General features: G+C 68.2%; 13 protein-coding genes. 8 read left to right on the forward strand and 5 right to left on the reverse strand.

From position 1 onward, the window contains the following. Positions 1-126: 126 nt before the first annotated feature. From argS to ACVMK0_RS10830, 7 genes are all read left to right on the forward strand, one after another. A complete protein-coding gene (gene argS, locus ACVMK0_RS10800; protein WP_476463793.1) occupies positions 127-1,830 on the forward strand; it encodes an arginine--tRNA ligase in 1,704 nt (567 codons plus the stop codon). Positions 1,831-1,871: 41 nt separating this feature from the next. Next, the gene (locus ACVMK0_RS10805; protein WP_476463794.1) at positions 1,872-2,519 is read left to right on the forward strand and encodes an SPOR domain-containing protein; all 648 of its coding nucleotides are present in this window, start codon (positions 1,872-1,874) and stop codon (positions 2,517-2,519) included. A gap of 123 nt (positions 2,520-2,642) precedes the next feature. Next, a complete protein-coding gene (locus ACVMK0_RS10810; RefSeq protein ID WP_045536976.1) occupies positions 2,643-3,314 on the forward strand; it encodes a thiol:disulfide interchange protein DsbA/DsbL in 672 nt (223 codons plus the stop codon). Positions 3,315-3,552: 238 nt separating this feature from the next. Next, positions 3,553-4,221 carry a lipopolysaccharide transport periplasmic protein LptA gene (lptA, locus tag ACVMK0_RS10815; protein ID WP_476463795.1) on the forward strand — a complete coding sequence of 223 codons (669 nt, stop codon included), beginning with the start codon at positions 3,553-3,555 and terminating at the stop codon, positions 4,219-4,221. Next, entirely contained in the window at positions 4,218-4,976 is a 759-nt protein-coding gene (gene lptB / locus ACVMK0_RS10820; RefSeq protein WP_045536977.1) for an LPS export ABC transporter ATP-binding protein, read from the forward strand. Before lptA ends, lptB begins: the two co-directional genes overlap by 4 nt. A gap of 13 nt (positions 4,977-4,989) precedes the next feature. Further along, on the forward strand, positions 4,990-6,756 hold the full coding sequence (gene rpoN / locus ACVMK0_RS10825) for an RNA polymerase factor sigma-54 (protein WP_476463796.1): 1,767 nt from the start codon (positions 4,990-4,992) through the stop codon (positions 6,754-6,756). Between the two features lie 16 nt (positions 6,757-6,772). Further along, on the forward strand, positions 6,773-8,104 hold the full coding sequence (locus ACVMK0_RS10830; RefSeq protein ID WP_476463797.1) for a THUMP domain-containing class I SAM-dependent RNA methyltransferase: 1,332 nt from the start codon (positions 6,773-6,775) through the stop codon (positions 8,102-8,104). 225 nt (positions 8,105-8,329) lie between these two features. Here the strand turns inward: ACVMK0_RS10830 and ACVMK0_RS10835 are convergent, their stop codons facing one another. After that, positions 8,330-8,692 (reverse strand): TFIIB-type zinc ribbon-containing protein, encoded by a 363-nt coding sequence (locus ACVMK0_RS10835; RefSeq protein ID WP_034111301.1) that lies wholly within the window; start codon positions 8,690-8,692, stop codon positions 8,330-8,332. Positions 8,693-8,795: 103 nt separating this feature from the next. On the opposite strand from ACVMK0_RS10835, the gene ACVMK0_RS10840 reads away from it, so the two are divergent. Then, on the forward strand, positions 8,796-9,680 hold the full coding sequence (locus tag ACVMK0_RS10840) for a LysR family transcriptional regulator (RefSeq protein WP_476463798.1): 885 nt from the start codon (positions 8,796-8,798) through the stop codon (positions 9,678-9,680). A gap of 81 nt (positions 9,681-9,761) precedes the next feature. Here the strand turns inward: ACVMK0_RS10840 and ACVMK0_RS10845 are convergent, their stop codons facing one another. Genes ACVMK0_RS10845 through ACVMK0_RS10860 form a run of 4 tightly spaced genes read right to left on the reverse strand, consistent with a single transcriptional unit; the run spans position 9,762 to position 13,644 of the window. Continuing rightward, on the reverse strand, positions 9,762-10,850 hold the full coding sequence (locus tag ACVMK0_RS10845) for a sulfate/molybdate ABC transporter ATP-binding protein (protein ID WP_045536987.1): 1,089 nt from the start codon (positions 10,848-10,850) through the stop codon (positions 9,762-9,764). Continuing rightward, complete coding sequence (cysW, locus tag ACVMK0_RS10850; protein WP_250960296.1) at positions 10,847-11,752, reverse strand: sulfate ABC transporter permease subunit CysW; 906 nt, start codon at positions 11,750-11,752, stop codon at positions 10,847-10,849. The genes ACVMK0_RS10845 and cysW overlap by 4 nt, the downstream gene beginning before the upstream one ends. Further along, positions 11,749-12,627: a sulfate ABC transporter permease subunit CysT gene (gene cysT, locus ACVMK0_RS10855; RefSeq protein ID WP_045536991.1), complete on the reverse strand. Its 879-nt coding sequence runs from the start codon at positions 12,625-12,627 to the stop codon at positions 11,749-11,751. Before cysT ends, cysW begins: the two co-directional genes overlap by 4 nt. Next, positions 12,628-13,644, reverse strand: coding sequence for a sulfate ABC transporter substrate-binding protein (locus ACVMK0_RS10860; protein ID WP_045538062.1), 1,017 nt, complete (start codon positions 13,642-13,644; stop codon positions 12,628-12,630). It lies immediately after the preceding gene. Between the last annotated feature and the right edge of the window lie 5 nt (positions 13,645-13,649).

Below are 13,649 nucleotides of genomic sequence, written 5' to 3' on the forward strand. Positions count from 1 at the left end.
TGATGAACGCGTAGTGAACGCCGATTTCAGCCATGAAGCAAAGGGGCTGCGGCCAGCCGCTGGCTTCGGTGCATTTTGAGGCACATTTTTAGGTACAACGGCGCCGAAGGCCTAAAATCAAGGGTTATGCTCAGTGTCAAATCCGAACTGCTCGCCGCCTTGGCGCTCGAGCTGGAACGCCTCGCCCCCGGTGCCGCCAGCTTGGCGCGCTTCGAATCGCCCAAGCTCGCCGCGCACGGCGACTGGGCCTGCACCGCCGCCATGCCGCTGGCCAAGCAGCTCAAAACCCAGCCGCGCCAGCTGGCGCAGCAGTTGGTTGCGGCCTTGCAAGGCACGGCGGCTTTTGCGCGCTGGGTGCAGGCGCTCGAAATCGCCGGCCCGGGCTTCATCAACCTGCGCTTGCAGCCGGCGGCGCAGCAGCAGGTGGTGCGCGAGGTGCTGCAAGCCGGGGCGCGCTTTGGTTACCAGCCCGAGCACGGCCAGCGCGTGCTGGTCGAGTTCGTCTCGGCCAACCCGACCGGGCCGCTGCATGTCGGCCACGCGCGCCAAGCGGCGCTGGGCGACGCCATCTGCAACCTGCTGCAAACCCAAGGCTGGCAGGTGCAGCGCGAGTTTTATTACAACGACGCTGGGGTGCAGATCGAGACGCTGGCGCGCAGCGTGCAGTTGCGCGCCCAGGGGCTGAAGCCGGGCGACCCCGACTGGCCCGAGGCCGCCTACAACGGCGACTACATCGCCGACATCGCCGCCGGTTTTCTGGCGCGCCAGAGCGTGCGCGCCGACGACCGCAGCTACAGCGCCAGCGGCGACCCATCCGACCTCGACGGCATGCGCGAATTTGCCGTGGCTTGGCTGCGCCATGAGCAAGACCTGGACTTGCAGGCGCTGGCGGTGCGCTTCGACCACTACTACCTCGAGTCCAGCCTTTACAGCAGCGGCCGCGTGGCGCAAACCGTGCAGCGCCTGGTCGAATCGGGCCACACCTACGAGCAAGACGGCGCCCTGTGGCTGCGCAGCACCGATTTTGGCGACGACAAAGACCGGGTCATGCGCAAGTCCGCCACCATTGGCGCCGACGGCAGCCGCACCGAGGGCGGCTACACCTACTTCGTGCCCGACGTGGCCTACCACATCAGCAAGTGGGAACGCGGTTTTGCGCGCGCCATCAACATCCAAGGCAGCGACCACCACGGCACCATCGCGCGCGTGCGCGCCGGGCTGCAAGCGGCCGGGGTCGGCATCCCGAGCGGCTACCCCGACTACGTGCTGCACACCATGGTGCGCGTGCTGCGCGGCGGGCAAGAGGTCAAAATATCGAAGCGCGCCGGCAGCTACGTGACGCTGCGCGACCTGATCGAGTGGACCAGCCGCGACGCCGTGCGTTTTTTCCTGCTCTCGCGCAAGCCCGACACCGAATACACCTTCGACGTCGATCTGGCGCTGCAACAAAACAACGACAACCCGGTCTATTACGTGCAGTACGCGCACGCGCGCATCTGCTCGGTGCTGGCGGCTTGGGGCGGTGCGCCCGAGCAGCTGCAAGCGGCCGACCTGAGCCCGCTGCAAAGCCCGCAAGCGCAAGCGCTGCTGCGCCTGCTGGCGCGCTACCCCGAGATGCTGAGCAACGCCGCCGCCGATTTTGCCCCGCACGACCTGAGCTTTTACCTGCGCGAACTGGCCGCCATGTACCACAGCTACTACGACGTCGAGCGGATTTTGGTCGATGACCCGCTGCTCAAACACGCCCGGCTGGCGCTGGTGGCGGCGACCGCGCAAGTGTTGCACAATGGCTTGGCGCTGCTCGGTGTGAGCGCGCCCACGAAGATGTGAAACCCGCCTCCACCCACCCCTCTCGCACCGCAAATCGCCCGATGTACACCGCGCTCCGTTCCCGCCATCGCGGCGGCAGTCTCCTTGCTTTCGCCGCTGGCCTGATGCTGGGGCTGGCGCTGGCGCTGTTGGTGGCGCTCTACGTCACACGCTCGGAAACGCCGCTTGAGGACCGCAACACGCAGCGGCCGGCCGGGTCTGCGGCACTGGAGGCCGAACAAAACCGCAACTGGAACCCCAACGCCGGGCTCTCGACCCGGCCGGCCGCGCCGGCTGCGCTGCAATCCCCGGATGCGGCTGCGGCCCCTCCCGCGGCACCTGCACCCACTCCCGCTGCCGCCGCACCCACTCCCGCTGCCGCCGCACCCGCGCCCGCTGCCGACCCGCTGGCTCAGTTGATCGAGCAACGCACCGCTGCTGCCGCCGCCACTCCCGCAACTGCTGCCGCCGCCGGCATCAGCTACTTCGTCCAAGCCGGCGCCTTTGGCAGCGCCGAAGAGGCGCAGGCCCAACGCGCCCGACTCGCCATGCTGGGCCTTGATGCCAGCGTGAGCGAGCGCCAACAAAATGGCCGCACCATGTTCCGGGTGCGGCTGGGCCCCTTTGCCACCCAAGCCGAAGCCGACGCCATCGGCCAGCGCCTACAAGCGCAAAACGTGGAAACCGCGCTGGTGCGCGTGGCGCGCTAAAGCCTGCCCCCAGGTTTGCAACAGCTGGTAAAACCGCGGAACTTCAAGGGCCCAGTCCAACCCCCAATCAGAGCACGACCGCGCAGCCCTTTTTTTGTGCCCTATCCAAACCGAGGACGCACCATGCACAGACGACTCTTTTCTCAAGCCCTGATGGGCTTGGGCGGCCTTGCCACCGCCGGCAGCGCTTTGCCCCTTGCCGCCCAAACGGTGTCTGCACCCACTGCCGGGGCTTTTCGTGAAGGCACGCACTACCGCCGCTTGCGCCAGCCGGCGCCGGTCGATGCCCCGGCTGGGCGCATCGAGGTGCTGGAGTTTTTCGCCTACACCTGCATCCACTGCTACAACTTCGTGCCGGTCTTCAAGGCTTGGAAGCAGACCGTGCCCGCCGATGTGCTGGTGCGGCATGTGCCGGTGGGCTTTACGCCCGATTTTGAGCCGCTGCAGCGCCTGTATTACACCCTCGAAGCCATGGGCCGCCTCGACAGCCACCACGAGCGCGTGTTCCAAGCCGTCCACGGCCCGCAGCGCCAGCGCCTGCACAACGCCGAAGCCATCGCCCAATGGGCGGCCAGCGCCGGGCTCGATCGGGCCCAGTTCACCCAAACCTACAACTCCTTCGCCGTGGTCGGGCGGGTGCGCCGCGCCACCCAGTTGCAAGACGCCTACCAGGTCGAGGGCACCCCGGCGCTGGGCATAGCCGGGCGCTTTTACATCCCGGGCCAAGCCCAGCGCACGGTGCAGATTGCCGACGCCCTGATCGCTCGGGTGCGGGCGGGCCAAGGGCGGTCTTAAGTTTGGCGGCGGGCACAACGGGTTGGGCTCAAGGAGTCGGGCTTAATAAGTCGGGCTTTGGCTCTGGCTACCGCCTGTGATCTGAGTACCGCCGCCTTCAGCCACGGCCAGCCTTGGCCCTGCGCGCTGCGGCAGTGCAAATCTGCCGACTAAGCCAAGTAGCGCAGGCGTGGCTACAATGCTGGCTATGGCTTATGCAATTTCCGTGCCGCGCCCCTTTTGCGCTTCCAATCGCCTCATGCCACTGCGCCAAGTGCTGGCGCGCTTGACCTTGAGCGCCGCCTTGGCGCTGGGTCTGGCCCCCGGCTTGCACGCGCAGCCGGCACAGGGCGCACAACCGGCGCAACCCATGCTGATCGAGGCCGATGCCCTCAACCACGATCAAGCCGGGATGGTCAGTGTGTTCACCGGCAACGTGGTCATCACCCAAGGCACGCTGCTGCTGCGCGGGCAACGCGCCGAGTTGCGCCAGGATGCCCAAGGCAACCAGTCCGGGGTGCTGCAAGGCGCCGCAGGCCAACGCGCGTTTTTTCGCCAGCAGCGCCCGGGCCTGAACGAACTGCTCGAAGGCGAGGCGCTGCGCATCGAGTACGACAGCGCCACCGGTGTGCTGCGCCTGATCGACCAGGCGGTGCTGCGCCGACTGCGCGCTGGCGCGCTAAGCGACCAAGCCAGCGGCAGCCTGATCGTCATCAACCGCCAAACCGAGCGCTTCTCGGTCGAGGGCGGTACGGCGGCGCGCACCCCCGACAACCCCTTGGGGCGCGTGCGTGCCGTGATCACGCCCCGGCCGGAGGCACCACCCGCCACCACACCCGCCACCACACCCGCCACCACACCCGCCACCACACCTCGCGCACCCGCCCCGCCGCTGCAACCCAGCCCGCAACTGGAGCCGCGCCGGTGAAGGCGGATGCAGCGCGCAGCAGCCTGGACGTGCGCGGGCTGCAAAAAAGCTACGGCCGCCGCCAAGTCGTCAAAGACGTGTCGCTGCGCGTGGCCAGCGGCGAGGTGGTGGGCCTGCTGGGCCCCAACGGCGCCGGCAAGACGACCTCGTTCTACCTCATCGTGGGGCTGATTCGGCCCGACGCCGGCACCATCTTTCTGGACGGACAGGCGATCCACGGCTTGCCCATCCACCGCCGCGCCCAAATGGGCTTGGGCTACCTGCCCCAAGAGGCCTCGATTTTTCGCAAGCTCACGGTGGCCGAGAACGTGCGTGCGGTGCTGGAATTGCAGCGCGACCCCGACGGCCGGCCGCTGTCGCCGCAGCGCATCGAGCAGCGCCTCGAGGCCTTGCTCGACGAGTTGCACGTGGGCCATTTGCGCGATGCCCCCGCGCCGGCGCTGTCGGGTGGCGAGCGGCGCCGGGTCGAGATCGCCCGCGCCCTGGCCACCGACCCGCGCTTCATCCTACTCGACGAGCCCTTTGCCGGCATCGACCCGATCGCCGTGATCGAGATCCAGCGCATCATCGGCTACTTGAAAGAGCGCGGCATCGGCGTGCTGATCACCGACCACAACGTGCGCGAAACGCTGGGCATCTGCGACCACGCCTGCATCATCAGCGACGGCCGCGTGTTGGCCCAAGGCACCCCGGCCGAGATCGTGGCCAACCCCGAGGTGCGCCGGGTCTATCTGGGCGAGCACTTCCGCCTTTGAGCACGCTGCCGCCATGAAGCAAGGACTGTCGCTGCGCTTGAGCCAGAGCCTGGCGCTCACGCCGCAGCTGCAGCAATCGATCCGCCTGCTGCAGCTGAGCACGCTGGAGCTGGAGCAAGAGCTGGGGCAGATGCTCGACGACAACCCCTTTTTGGAGCGCGATACCTCGGACGACACGCCAAGCGACTCCCTCGATGGCAGCCTCGATGGCAGCCCCGACCGTGGCCTAGCTTCCACCTCCGATGACGGCCTAGGCGGCGCGCCCGAAGCCAGCGCGCTCGCTCCGCCCGAGCCGCCTTGGGCCGCAGCCAGCCCCGAAGCGGATGCGCAATCCGGCATGGATTCGGCTGTGGCCTACGAGGTATCGGCCCACGAGGTATCAGCCCACGAAATGCCGGCGCTCGACACCGCCTTCGAAGCCGCCTGGGATGGCGAGGCAGCGGCGCTGGGAATGGGCGCGCAAGCCGAGGCCGGCGAACCGGGCGAGCTGGGAGCGCAGGGCGAGGGCCTCGATTGGGGCGAACCGGGCGCGCTGCGCAACGGCGCCGCGCCCGACGCCGACGACGGTTCGGGCCCCGATTGGGCGCGCGCGCCCGAGTCGCTGGCGCAGCACCTGCACCAACAAGCCGGGGCGCTGCGGCTCGAGCCCAGCGTGGCGCTGGCGCTGCACGCGCTGATCGAATCGCTCGACGACAACGGCTACCTGGCCGATGCGCTCGACGAATTGGCTGCGGCGCTGTGCGCCCAGGAGCGCGCCTTTGAGGCGATCAAGGCCAGCAAATCCCTCATTGCAAGCGCACCCGCCACCAGCAACCGCGCTGGGCCGCCCGACCCACCAGCGCCAGACCCGCGGCTCACACACTGGCTGCACGCGCTGCAGCAGGCCCTCGAGCATCTGCAGCAAATGGAGCCCACCGGTGTGGGCGCGCGCCACTTGGCCGAGTGCTTGCAGCTGCAGATACTGGAGCTGCGCAACAGCCCCGAGAGCCGCACCGCGCTGGCCATCTGCCAGCAGCCGCTCGATTTGCTGGCGCGGCGCGACAGCCGCCGCCTGGCGCAGCTGTGCCGCTGCAGCGAAGCGCTGGTGCGCGCCGCCTTTGGCCTCATCGCCCGCCTCGAACCCAAGCCCGGCCGTCGCTTTGCCGTGCTCGAGCCGCACCAGCTGCGCCCCGACGTGATCGTGACGGTGCAAGGCAGCGGCTTCAAGGTCGCGCTCAACCCCGAGGTGCTGCCGCGGCTGCGCCTGCAAGACGCCTACGCGCTGGCCCTGCGCCAAGGCCGGGGCGGCGAGGCCCACGCCGGCCTGCAGCAGCGGCTGCAAGAGGCGCGCTGGTTCATCAAAAACGTGCAGCAGCGCTTCGACACCATCTTGCGCGTGGCCACGGCCATCGTCGAACGCCAGCACCAGTTTTTCCGCCACGGCGACTTGGCCATGCGGCCGCTGGTGCTGCGCGAAATCGCTGACGAGGTCGGGCTGCACGAATCCACCATCAGCCGCGTGACCAGCGCCAAGTTCATGGCCACGCCGCAAGGCACCTTCGAATTCAAATACTTTTTTGGCTCCGCGCTGGCCACCGAGGCCGGCGCCCACACCTCCAGCACCGCCGTGCGCGCCCTGATTCAGCAGCTCATCGCCGCCGAAAACCCCCAGCAACCCCTGAGCGACAACCAGATCGCCGACCTGCTCAAGGCCCAAGGCATCGCCTGCGCGCGCCGCACCGTGGCCAAATACCGCGAGGCGCTGCGCATCGCCCCCACCCATCTGCGCCGCGCGCTCTGAACGGCCCCAGCCCACCATGCACAACCTGACCCTGTTCCTGCCCTGCCCCGCCGGGGTGGAAGACTTCCTGCTGGCCGAAGTGCAAGCCATCTGCCCAGCGGCGGCCGCCAGCGCGCAGCGCCAGCGCGGCGGCGTCGAGCTCACCGGCACCTGGGACGATGTGCTGCGGCTCAACCTGCACAGCCGGCTGGCCCAGCGCGTGCTGGTGCGGCTGGCGCTGCAACCTTGCCCGCACGAAGACGCGCTCTACCAAGCCGCCCACCAGGTGCTGTGGGAGCTGTGGTTCACGCCCGCGCAGACCTTCAAGGTCGAGCTCACGGCCCACCAGTGCCCGTTCCAGAGCCTGAACTTTGCCGCCCTGCGCATCAAAGACGCGGTCTGCGACCGCATGCGCGAGCGCTTTGGCCAGCGCCCCAGCGTCGATACCGTGCAACCCCAGGTGCGCCTGCACGCCCACCTGGGGCCGGATCAGGTCTGGCTCTACATCGATTCCTCGGGCGAGCCGCTGTTCAAGCGCGGCTGGCGCAGCGACACGGGCGATGCGCCGCTCAAAGAAACGCTGGCCGCCGCGATGATCGCCGCCAGCGGCTGGACTGGCCTGGACGCCCAAGGTCAGCCGCAGCCGCTCTACGACCCCTGCTGCGGCAGCGGCACGGTGGCCATCGAGGCCGCCCAGCGCGCCTTGCAGATCGCGCCGGGCAAACTGCGCCGCTTTGGTTTCGAGCGCCTGCTGCCACACCGGCCCGAACGCTGGCAGGCGCTGCGCCAGCAAGCCGAGGCCGCCGAGCGCCCCCTGCCCGGTGGCCAGCCCTTGGTGTTTGGCTCCGACGTGGCCTTTCGCATGGTCGATTTTGCGCGCCGCAACGCCGAACGCGCTGGCGTGGCGCATGCCATCGAGTGGCGCGGCGGCGACGCCCTCGAGCGCCTGCCGCCATGCCCCACGCCCGGGGTGATGCTGCTCAACCCGCCCTATGGCGAGCGCATCGCTGCCGCCGGGGTGGCCGGCCAGCCGGCACAGGAGCGGGCGCGAGCGCAACCGGGTTCGCCCCCGGGCCCCGCCCAGGGTGCAGGCCGCGAAAGCGCGCGCCACGCCGATGGGCAGGAGAACGCCGATTTTTTCGCGCAACTGGCCAGCCACTGGAAAAAACACTACGCCGGCTGGACCGCCTGGCTGCTGACCCCCGACCCGCAGCTGCCGGGACAGATGCGGCTCAAACCCTCGCGCCGGGTGCCGCTGTGGAACGGCCCGATCGAGTGCCGCCTGTTTCGTTTCGACCTCGTGGCGGGCAGCGCACGCACGCCCCGCGCCGGCGCCGGCACCCGCCCCGAAAGCCAGCCCCCTCAATAGCGCATACATATTTCCGCAATAGGGGATTTTTGGCAGCCCGAGTTGATGCTTGTGCTGAACTTGGTTTACACTTGCGCTGGGCTGGTTAATCCCGGCTCCCCGCTTTTCCTCCCTGAGCGGGTGCCTTTGTGTGTGACAGCAAAAAGGCTTTCAAACCTGGCTCCTTTAGAGCCAGGTTTTTTTTCGTCGGCCCCGTCCCGGCTATGGGCTAGACAGGGCCGGGCTTCAGTCAAAAATATCGCTGAGCCACGATTTTTTCTTTTTCTGCTTGCTTCCAGCCGCAAAGCCACCCGGCAGGCCACCACCGAGGCCACCCAGCCCGGCCAAGCCGCCGAGTTTGGCGCCCAGTCCCCCCGGCGCAGCGCCGCCGCTGCGCTTGCGAAAGTCGGAGTCTTGGAAATCGGGCTGGCGCAGCGGGGCGTCTTGATGGCGCGCGCGCCCGGGCGACGGACTCAGGCTGCGCTCGATCAGCTTGTCGAGCTCGCCACGGTCCAGCCAGACGCCGCGGCATTGCGGGCAGTAGTCGATCTCCACACCCTGGCGATCGCTCAGCAGCAGTTCCACATCCACACAGTTGGGGCATTTCATGCAAGGCTCCTTGGGGCCAGTTGAAGGGAGCTTGCAGTCTAGGGCCTTTGGGGCGCGCAATAAAGCAGAATATCGGGCAATCTCGCATCGAACCAAGCTGAACATGAGCCTCACCTACAGCTACCGCCACCTGTACTACTTCTGGATCGTGGCCCAGGAGGGCGGCATGTCCAAGGCCGCCGCGCGGCTCGATATGGCGGTGCAGACCGTGAGCGCCCAGGTGCGCGAGCTGGAAAAGGCGTTGGGTTGCCAGTTGCTCAAACCGGTCGGGCGCGGCGTGGCCCTGACCGAGGCCGGGGTGCTGGCGGCGCGCCAAGCGCAGCAAATTTTCGAGCTCGGCGAAGCCCTGCCCACGCTGCTGCGCCAATCCGCGCTGGCGCCCAGGGTGCGGCTGGCGGTGGGCATGGCCGACGGCCTGCCCAAGCTCGAGGTGCTGCGCCTGCTGCGCCCAGTGCTCGATGTGCCCGACCTGCACCTGATCTGCCACGACGGCGAGATCGACGATTTGCTGGCCGATCTGGCCACGCACCGGCTCGACGTGGTCTTGACCGACCACCCGGTGAGCAGCCGCGCGCACCTCAAGGTGCACCACCACCGCCTGGCCAGCAGCGCCTACGGCTGGTTTGCCGCGCCGCCGTGGCTGCAGGCGGCCCAGCGCCCGTTCCCGGCTTCCCTGCAGGGGCTGCCGCTGCTGCTGCCCACGCGCCACGCCAGCGTGCGCGCGCAGCTCGACCAGTGGCTGGCGCGCCATGGCCTGACGCCGCGCATCGCCGGCGAGTTCGAAGACAGCGCGCTGCTCGAAACCTTTGGCGGCCAAGGCATGGGGGTGTTCCCGGCTGCGCTGGCGCTGGCCGACACGCTGCAACAGCGCCACGGCGCGCTGCTGCTAGGGGTGTGCGAAGGCGTGGCGGCCCCGTGCTACGCGCTCAGCTTGGAGCGCCGGGTGGCGCACCCGCTGCTGCGCCGCCTGCTCGAACCCGGCGCTTGAGCGCCGCACCTAGCGGCTAGGGGAGCGGCGCCGGCCCGCTCACGCACCGCGCCGGCCCACATCAGGCAGGTCAGAGGCCAGTCAGGCCGGTTGCGGCTGCAAAAACACGCGCGCCTTTTTGGGCGAGAGCAGCACCCGGTCGCCCTCTTTGAGTCCCAGCGCTTGCAGGCGCTCGGCCGGTATTTGCGCCTCGATCAGCGGGTCGTGGCCGTCGGGGGATTCGGCGTCCAGCGGCCAAAGCTCGAGCCGGGCGATGGGCCCGACCACCAGCGCGCGCTGCAACTCGGCCGCGATGCCCACCGCCCCTGGGCGCCAGCGCTCGACTTCGAGGTCGTGTGGGCGCACGTAGGCAAAGGCTTTGGCGTCGCGCGCCTGCGCGTGCTCGGGCGTGTCGATGGCCACGCCTTCGAGGTGCAACTGGCCCTCGTGGGCGCGGCCGTGAAACAGGTTCACGTCGCCCAAAAAGCCATAGACGAAGGGGCTGGCCGGGTGCTCCCACACCTGCTGCGGCGTGCCCACCTGCTCGACGCGGCCCTGGTTCATGAGCACCACGCGGTCGGCCACCTCCAGCGCCTCTTCTTGGTCGTGGGTGACGAAGACGCTGGTCACGTGCAGCTCGTCGTGCAGCCGCCGCAGCCAGCGCCGCAGCTCTTTGCGCACCTTGGCATCGAGCGCGCCAAAGGGCTCGTCGAGCAGCAACACCTTGGGCTGCACCGCCAGCGCGCGCGCCAAGGCGATGCGCTGGCGCTGCCCGCCCGAGAGCTGCGAGGGGTAACGCTCGGCCAGCCAGTCGAGCTGCACCAGACTGAGCAGCTCGTGCACGCGCTCTTTGATCTGGGCCTCGCTCGGGCGCAGCGCACGCGGCTTGACGCGCAGCCCAAAGGCCACGTTCTCGAACACCGTCATGTGGCGAAACAGCGCGTAGTGCTGGAACACGAAGCCCACGTTGCGCTCGCGCGCATGGGTGTCGGTGGCGTCGGCGCCGGCAAACAGCACGCTGCCCTGGTCGGGCGACTCCAGCCCGGCGATGATGCGCAGCAGCGTGGTTTTGCCGCAGCCCGAGGGGCCCAGCAGCGCCAGCAATTCGCCCGAATCAATGTCGAGGTTGACGTCGCGCAGCGCCGTAAAGCTGCCAAACTGCTTGCTGATCTGGCGGATGGCGATGCTCATGATGCGTGGGTCCTTGGGGTGTAGGCAGGGGGGCTGGATGGGCGCTCAGGCGCCAGTTCGGCCAGGGTTTGCATTTCGCGTTCCATGCGCCATTCGGCCACGGTCTTGATCACCAGCGTCACCAGCGCCAGCAGCGCCAGCAGCGAGGCCACGGCAAAGGCGGCCACCGACTGGTATTCGTTGTACAGCACCTCCACGTGCAAGGGCATGGTGTTGGTCAGGCCGCGGATGTGGCCCGAGACCACCGAGACCGCGCCAAACTCGCCCATGGCGCGCGCGTTGCACAGAATCACGCCGTAGATCAGGCCCCACTTGATGTTGGGCAGGGTCACGCGCCAAAAGGTCTGCCAGCCGCTCGCGCCCAGCACCAGCGCCGCCTGTTCTTCCTCGGTGCCCTGGGCCTGCATGAGCGGAATCAGCTCGCGCGCGATGAACGGGAAGGTGATGAACAACGTGGCCAGCACGATGCCGGGCACGGCAAAGATGATCTGGATGCCGCGTTCATCCAGCCACGGCCCAAACCAGCCCTGGGCGCCAAACACCAGCACATAGATCAGCCCCGCCACCACGGGCGAGACCGAGAACGGCAGGTCGATGAGCGTGGTCAGGAACGATTTGCCCCAGAACTCGAACTTGGCCACCGCCCACGCGGCGGCGACGCCAAACACCAGGCTCAAAGGCACGGTGATCGCCGCCACCAGCAGCGTGAGCCGGATCGCGGCCCAGGCGTAGGGGTCTTGCAGCGCCTCGAAGTAGGCGCCCACGCCCATGCGCAGCGCCTCGGTGAACACCGCCAGCAGCGGCAGCACCAGAAACAGCAGCATAAAGCCCAGCGCCAAGCCGATCAGGCACCAGCGCAGCCACGGCGATTCGCCGCGTTGCAAAGCGCGCCGGCCGTTCATGCGCCGTCTCCGGCGCGGCGACGCTGCCACGCTTGCAAGCTGTTGATGGCCAGCAGCATGATGAACGAGAACAGCAGCATCACGCTGGCCACCGCGGTTGCACCCAAGTAATCAAAGGCCTCGAGGCGGCCGATGATCACCAGCGGCGCAATCTCGGACACCATCGGGATGTTGCCGGCGATGAAAATCACCGAGCCAAACTCGCCCACGCCGCGCGCAAAAGCCATGGCAAAGCCGGTGAGCAGCGCCGGCAAGATGGTGGGGAAAATCACGCGCCAAAAAATCTGCCAGCGCGTCGCCCCCAGGCACTGCGCGGCCTCTTCGAGCTCTTTTTCGGCCTCTTGCAGCACCGGCTGCACCGTGCGCACCACAAAGGGCAGGCCGACGAAGATGAGCGCGATCACCACCCCGGTGGGGTTGAAGGCGAGTTGGATGCCAAAGGGCTCAAAGAATTGGCCGATCCAGCCGTTGCCGGCCAAAATCGCCGTGAGCGCAATGCCGGCCACCGCCGTCGGCAGGGCAAAGGGCAGATCGACCAGCGCATCGACCACCTTTTTGCCCGGAAAGCTGTAGCGCACCAGCACCCAGGCCACCAGCAAGCCCATGAAGGCGTTGACCACCGCCGCCAAAAAAGCCGCGCCAAACGAGAGCCGAAACGATGCCAGCACGCGCGGCGTGGTGACTGCGTCCCAGAAATCGGCCCAGCTCATGCTCAAGGTCTTGAGGATCAGGGCCGCCAGCGGGATGAGCACGATCAGGCTCATGTAAAACACGGTGTAGCCCAGCGCCAGATGAAAACCCGGCAACACCCGGCGCTGGGCCCGGCGCGGCGGCGCCGCCTCGGGCGCGGGCAAGTCGATGGCTGCGGTCGTCATTTAGCGCCTTTGAGCAAAAATCTGGTCAAACTGGCCGCCGTCGGCAAAGTGCTGCCGCTGCGCCTCGCCCCACGAGCCAAAGTACTGCCCGACCTCGAACAACCGGATCGGGCGCAGGTGCTGGCTGTGGCGCCGCAGCACCTCGGGGTTGCGCGGCCTGAAGTGGTTGCTGGCGGCAATCTCTTGGCCGGCGTCGCTGTAGAGGAACTCCAGATAGGCTTGCGCCAGCGCCCGGCTGCCGCGCTGGTTCACGGTGCGCTCGACCAACGCCACCGGGTTTTCGGTCAGCAAACTGGTGCTCGGGTGCACCACATCGACCCGGCCGACGCCGAACTCCCTCTCGACCGAGATCACCTCGGATTCGAAAGTCACCAGCACGTCGCCGATGTTGCGCTGCAAAAACACCCCCGTGGCGTCGCGCCCGCCGCGCGCCAGCACCGGCACGTTTTGGTACAGCTGGCGCACAAAGGCGGCGGCGTCGGCATCGCTTCCGCCTTGGCTGCGCACGAAGCCCCAGGCGGCCAGATAAGCCATGCGGCCGTTGCCGCCGGTTTTGGGGTTCACCACCACCACCTGCACCCCAGGGCGGATCAGGTCGCGCCAGTCGCGGATCTGCTTGGGGTTGCCGCGGCGCACCAAAAACAGCATGGTCGAGGTGGTGGGCGAGGCGTTGTGCGGCAGGCGCTGGCGCCAGTCGCGCGCCACCACGCCGCGCTCGGCCAAAAAGTCGATGTCGGTCACGGTGTTCATGGTCACCACGTCGGCATCGAGCCCGTCGGCCACGGCGCGCGCTTGGGCGCTGGAGCCGGCGTGCGACATGTTCACGCGCAGCGTCTGGCCCGTGCGCTGCTGCTGCTGGGCGATGAAGGCGGCGTTGATCTCGCGGAAATACTCGCGCGAGACGTCGAACGAGACGTTGAGCAGGGTGTCCACCGGATTGGCGTGGGCGCTGACGAGCGCAGCGGGCCCGAGGGCGGCGGCACCGAACAGGTGCAACAGGTGGCGGCGGGTGGTCATGGGGA

This window comes from Serpentinimonas sp. SSL01 (assembly GCF_056323735.1).